8 protein-coding genes are annotated in these 5,676 nt (G+C 64.2%); 6 read left to right on the top strand and 2 right to left on the bottom strand.

Going from position 1 to position 5,676, the window contains the following annotated elements:
• Window positions 1-207: 207 nt before the first annotated feature.
• Both RGD00_RS22890 and RGD00_RS22885 read right to left on the bottom strand, forming a co-directional pair.
• Complete coding sequence (locus RGD00_RS22890; protein WP_205293979.1) at window positions 208-1,557, bottom strand: ATP-binding protein; 1,350 nt, start codon at window positions 1,555-1,557, stop codon at window positions 208-210.
• On the bottom strand, window positions 1,554-2,213 hold the full coding sequence (locus RGD00_RS22885) for a response regulator transcription factor (RefSeq protein ID WP_062562794.1): 660 nt from the start codon (window positions 2,211-2,213) through the stop codon (window positions 1,554-1,556). Before RGD00_RS22885 ends, RGD00_RS22890 begins: the two co-directional genes overlap by 4 nt.
• A 141-nt stretch (window positions 2,214-2,354) precedes the next feature.
• Between RGD00_RS22885 and RGD00_RS22880 the strand changes: the two genes are divergently transcribed.
• From RGD00_RS22880 to RGD00_RS22855, 6 genes are all read left to right on the top strand, one after another.
• A complete protein-coding gene (locus RGD00_RS22880; protein WP_062563333.1) occupies window positions 2,355-2,669 on the top strand; it encodes a PepSY domain-containing protein in 315 nt (104 codons plus the stop codon).
• A complete protein-coding gene (locus RGD00_RS22875; protein ID WP_205293978.1) occupies window positions 2,662-3,294 on the top strand; it encodes a cytochrome b/b6 domain-containing protein in 633 nt (210 codons plus the stop codon). Before RGD00_RS22880 ends, RGD00_RS22875 begins: the two co-directional genes overlap by 8 nt.
• A 186-nt stretch (window positions 3,295-3,480) precedes the next feature.
• A complete protein-coding gene (locus tag RGD00_RS22870; protein WP_062562796.1) occupies window positions 3,481-3,783 on the top strand; it encodes a PepSY domain-containing protein in 303 nt (100 codons plus the stop codon).
• 87 nt (window positions 3,784-3,870) lie between these two features.
• The gene (locus RGD00_RS22865) at window positions 3,871-4,275 is read left to right on the top strand and encodes a PepSY domain-containing protein (protein WP_233352083.1); all 405 of its coding nucleotides are present in this window, start codon (window positions 3,871-3,873) and stop codon (window positions 4,273-4,275) included.
• Window positions 4,276-4,301: 26 nt separating this feature from the next.
• On the top strand, window positions 4,302-4,772 hold the full coding sequence (locus RGD00_RS22860; RefSeq protein WP_062562798.1) for a DUF2271 domain-containing protein: 471 nt from the start codon (window positions 4,302-4,304) through the stop codon (window positions 4,770-4,772).
• 9 nt (window positions 4,773-4,781) lie between these two features.
• Window positions 4,782-5,676: PepSY-associated TM helix domain-containing protein (locus RGD00_RS22855; RefSeq protein ID WP_310459550.1), on the top strand; the 895-nt coding region annotated here is incomplete at its 3' end.

Below are 5,676 nucleotides of genomic sequence, written 5' to 3'. Positions count from 1 at the left end.
ACCGCCGAAAGCTTCCTGGGCTTCATCGACATCACGTCGATCCGCCTCTGGCTCCGCCATTTGTCAACATGACCTAGATTTTGTCCTTTCGAGATCAACATTCTGCGCCTCTTATATGCAGATGCATCCTGTTCTGGCAGACACAGGCAGCAGGATAGTTTTCAGATCCGTTGATCGGTTATCGACTCAACGAAAGACTACGTTCGCCTAGCGAGACGATGTTGGTTGCCGCGAAGCTGTTGGCAGGACCACCGCCGCTTCAAAGCCGGATGAGCTTCCCGGCCTCGGCGATTGCAAGGTGAGCTTTGACGAAATCCGGTCCGCAATGCCGGCGACGATGGCAAGGCCAAGCCCGCTGCCTTCCGTTTTGGCTGCCCCCCTCTCGAAACGACGGGTCAGCCGGCCAAGCGCCTCGGCGGGCACGACGGGGCCGTCATTGGCGACGCGGAACGTGCCGTCCTCACTGAGGCTGACCTCGATCGGTTTGTCGGATGCGCCGTGCCGCAGGGCGTTCTCAATGAGGTTGCGGCCGATGATGCCAAACGCATCGGGGTCGAGGTCGGACATTACCGGGTGCTCCGGCAGGGCGAGCACGATCCGGTTCGGTGCTGTCCTCTCGATATCGTCCACGACCAGACGGGCAGTGATGCGAAGATCGGATAGGTGATCGAGCCGTAACCGCCCGCCTTCTGCTCGGGCCAGTTGCAGAAGCCGTTCCGCGATCCGGGCCAGCCGCTTCAGAGAAGCCTCGATCTCGGCGGCCCTGTGGCCGGCACCGGTATCTTTCGTTTCTACCTGTATCCGCTGGGCCTGCGCGATTGCGCCTGCCAGCGGTGTTCGCAATTCATGCGCTGCGTTGGCGGCGAAGGTGCGTTCGGCCTCGAATGTGGATTTGAGTTGCGCCAGAAGCACATTGATCGCCGCCCCCACCGGGGCGGCCTCGACGGGAAGATCGTCGCAGGCGACGGGGGCGAGGTCGCGCGGCGAACGCGCGGCCAGCCGGTCGCGGTAGCGGCGCAACGGGGCCAGACCCGAGCGGACAGTCAATACGATCGCCAACAGTGCGGCAGGGATGAATACCAGCAACGGCAACCCCAGGCCCGCCCAGACATCGCGTGCCGCCGCCGCGCGATGGGCAAGCGGCTCGGCGACCGTGAGGCGGATCGTGCCTTGGAGGGCGTCCTCGCCATACAGGCGATGGGTTGCGGTCGTGCGAAAGCCCGGCCCGTCCCATTCAGGGAAGATGGCGGGATCGGCCTCATGCGATTGCAGAAGAATTCGCCCTTCGTCATCGCGCACGATATAGGTGAGGAATTCGTCGTGGTCGCGCAGGTCGGCAAGGTGTTGTGTCACACCTTCCTCCTCACGTCCGACGATCTCGACAGCGGCCAGCGGCAGCAGGCGCTGCGCCGCCTCCTGTAGCGACGAGTCGAAGATCCTGTCCATCTCGTGCCGCAGCATGACCGCCGTGACGGCGGCGGCCGCGATCCACAGAAGCGTCAGAAGGATACCCAGCGACACCCCCAACCGCATCTGAAGGCTGCGTGGCATCGTCATGGCGAACCTAGCCGGTAGCCCAACCCGCGCTCGGTCTCGATCACCTCGGCGCCCAGCTTCTTGCGCAGCCGGCTGACATGGACCTCGATAGTGTTGCTTTCCACCTCCGTATCGAAGGCATAAAGCTTTTCCTCAAGCTGTGCCTTGGACAGAAGATGCCCCGGGCGGGTGAGGAACGCCTCGAACAGTGCCCATTCACGTGCGGTGAGCTGCACCGGCCGGCCGTCGCGGCGGATGCTGCGCGAGGCAAGGTCGACGGCAAGCGCGCCGTGGACGATGATCGGGTTGGGATTGCCGCTATAGCGCCGCGCGACCGAGCCGATCCGCGCGGAAAGCTCGGCCAGATCGAAGGGCTTCACCAGATAGTCGTCGGCACCGGCGTTCAAACCTTCGATCCGGTCCGAAATCTGGTCCAGCGCGGTCAGGATGATCACCGGCGTCACGTCGCCGCTGGTGCGCAGCGACCGAAGGAAGGTGATGCCGCGTCCGTCGGGCAGCATGAGGTCCAGCAATACCAGATCATAGCCGGTGCCGGCCATCGCATCGCCGGCCGCGTCCAGACGCGTGACCCAATCCACCGACTGGCCACCCGCGGCGATCTGGTCCCGCACGGCGGCACCCAGAACGGTATCATCCTCGATCAGCAGGATCCGCATGATCTTCCTACTCGTTTGCCTCTGGCCATTATGGCGATCCAGGCTGACGCAAAGCTGATGGCGGGACGCCCCGGGCTTCAGCATCCCGTCAGGTTCGTGGCGCAGAATGTCATCCAATGGCCGTTATACGGAGTGTGGTCCATGAAGAGATCGCTGACAATTCTGACCTTTCTCGCGGCCCTTCCGTCCGGGGCTGCACTTGCCGGCGACGACTGTGCCGTGCCGCTGGCAGATTGGCAGCCAAGAAGCGCGGTAGTGCGGCTCGCGGAAGAAAACGGATGGGTGGTGCGGCGCATCAAAATCGACGACGGCTGCTACGAGATAAAAGGCACAGACCGGGAAGGACGCCGCATCGAGGTGACGGTCGATCCCGGCACGCTTCAGGTGATCGAGATCGAATACAAGGACGGAGATGATCGGCGCTCCCGTGAGGGCAGAGAGCACAAACATGACTGAGATGATGAAGGGTGACGGCATTCAGGACGTCGCCGATACTACGCGCACGGTGCTGGTCTGGGATCCGTTGGTGCGCAGCTCTCACTGGGGTCTGGTTGCCGCCTTTGCAGTGGCATGGCTCGCGGCGGACGAGGTGCAGCCGCTTCACGAGGCGGCCGGTTACGCGGTGGCGGCGTTGCTTGCCATTCGCCTGATCTGGGGTTTCGTTGGCAGCCGCCATGCCCGTTTCACGCAATTCGTGCGTGGCCCCGCCGCGACGCTGGCCTATCTCGGGGACATGCTGCACGGGCGCGAGCGACGCCATCTCGGGCACAACCCGGCCGGCGCCGCGATGATCGTGGCACTCATGGTCACGCTTTCCGGCACCGCGCTGAGCGGCTGGCTGCTCGAACAATCGATCGAGGAAGCCCGGGCCGTGACGGTTGCGGGCGAGCACGGAAACCGGGAAGTCAGAGGGGACAGGACCTTGAAGGAGGTGCATGAAATGCTGGCCAACATGGCTCTGGTTCTCGTGGCCTTGCATGTTGGGGGTGTGGCCGTCACCTCATGGCGCCATCGGGAGAACCTGCCCCGTGCCATGGTCACGGGCCGAAAGCGCCCTCCCGGCACAAATGACGTGACCTGATCGTTACGTATTCCCGCTGTTCTGGCCCCGCCTGTTTGGCGGGGCCTGTTTGTTTTGTGCAACCGCTGCGGTTCGTCGCGGCAGGCTGACGAGAAGCTGACGCAGGTTTTCCGCGGCGATCAGGATCACGTCAGCCGCCCCCTCCAGATTGGTTTCATCAGGCAACCAAGGCTGAGGAGCATAGCCATGAAAACCATCCTGACCGCCACCGCATTGGCCCTCGCGATCCCCGCCGGGGCCGCGTTCGCTGGTGAGAAATGCAACGTTCCGACCGAGAACATGCAATCGTGGGAAGCTCTCATTCAAGTGACCGACGAGTTCGGTTGGACCATCTCGAAAATGGAACTCGACGACGGCTGCTACGAACTGAACGTCATCGACCAGGGCGGCAACAGCCTGAAGATGACCGTCGATCCCGGAACGCTCGAGGTGATCGACGGCAAGGTCAAACGCTGGAGCGACGGCACCAAGCCCGAGAAGCGCAACTGATGGCTGCAAGGGTCCACCTCATCATCGAGGTGGACCTCTTTCCACACGGGCGTTCGCCTCGGCCATAGCCAGGAAAGTGCCCCCGAGATGATCGTAAAGGACATTCGAACCATGAAAACTCTATTGATCGCCGTAGCCGCTCTCGCGGTATTGCCTGCGGCGGGGGCGATGGCAGGTGACGACTGCCATGTGGGGCACGGGGCCTGGCAACCACGCGAAGCGGTAATGCAGGCGGTAACCGGCCTCGGTTGGCATGTTGAGAAGATCGAGGCGGATGACGGCTGCTGGGAGGTCAAGGGACGCGATGCCCAGGGCCGTCGCATCAAGGCCAAACTGGATCCCGCGACGTTGCAGGTCGTCAAATTGCGCCACAGGGATGGCCAGCAGATCCGCGAGCGGGATCGCGGCAATGCACCCACCGTCGCTCCGTCGGCACCCCCCTCCAATCCGCTGTTCCAGAACGGCACCCCGCCCGTTGTGCGGGTGAACTGATATATCAGGCAGAAGAGAGCAGAGTCATGAAATCCATCCTTGCAGCACTCGCGCTGACTTCGGCCTTGGTGGCGCCCAGCCTTGCCATGGCCCGGCCGGTTACCCTCACCACCACCCTGAACACGTACGGTGGCGATGGTGCCTATCTCGTCCTCTACGTCACCGATGCGCAGGGGGCGTATGCCGGAACCCTGTGGATGGCCGGCGGCAAGTCGAAATATTACGAACATCTCAGCGACTGGTATCGCGCCACCGGCGGCGACCTGGCGCAGGTCGACGGCATCACCGGCGCCAGTGTCGGCGCGGGCCGGTCACTCGAAATCACCCTCGACCTTGCCGATGCGCTGTTCGATGCGGGCTATACGCTGCATGTCGACGCCGCCGTGGAGGACATGCGCGACAGCCCGAACGACATCGCCGTGCCGCTGACGACGGCAGGAGCGGGAAAGCCTGCGCCCGGCCGCAGGTATGTCGCCAGCCTCCGCTACGACATGTGAGGCAACGCCATGATCCGCACGCTGCATCGCTGGCCGGGTCTGCTGGCCCTCATTCTCGTCATGACCCTTGCGTTGAGCGGCGCGGCGCTCTCGGTCTTTCCCGCGGCCGAGCGGCTTTCCACGCCGCAGGTCGAGGCCGGGCTGACCGTCGCCGATCTCGCAGGACGTATCCTGGCTGCCTATCCGGGGGTGGAGCAGATCCGGCGCGCGCCGTCGGGCCGGATCACCGCGTTCTGGTTCGACGACGGCACGCCCGGCGCGGCGGTCATCGACCCGGCGACCGGCAAGGGCATCGCCAGCGCCGATCCCGATCCGGTCAAACGCTGGTTGACCAACCTTCACCGTTCGCTGTTCCTGGGCGATGCCGGTCGTATCACCATGGCCATTGGCGCCGTGGCGATGCTGATCCTGTCGGTCTCCGGCGCGATGCTGGTCGCGCGGCGCATGGGCGGCTGGCGGCGCTGGTTCGCCCCTTTACGCGGGCCGGCGTCGAGCCGCATCCATACCGGGATCGCCCGCGTGGCGGTCGCCGGGCTGGTTTTGTCCTCGGCGACTGCACTGTGGATGGCCGCCTCGACCTTCGATCTTCTGCCGGATGGAGCTGCACCGCCGACCTTTCCGACAGAGGTCAGCGGCAGCACCGGGGTCTCGCTTGCTGCGATGGAGCCGCTCTCCGTGATTGCTGTCACGGAGTTGCGCGAGCTGAGCTTTCCCTATCCTGGCGACGCCACGGACGCCTTCACTCTGAAGACGGATCGCGGCACCGGCTATCTCGATCAGGGGACGGGTGAGCTTCTGGCCTGGGCCGAGCTGACGATGTGGGAACAGATATCTGAAACCATCTACATGCTGCATACCGGGCAGGGGGCCGCATCTCTCGGCCTCGTGCTGGGTGTGCTGGCGC

The sequence above is a fragment of the Ruixingdingia sedimenti genome, from assembly GCF_031432425.1.
GTDB classification, from domain to species: Bacteria; Pseudomonadota; Alphaproteobacteria; order Rhodobacterales; family Rhodobacteraceae; genus Ruixingdingia; species Ruixingdingia sedimenti.
This window is presented reverse-complemented; position numbering and strand designations above follow the sequence as displayed.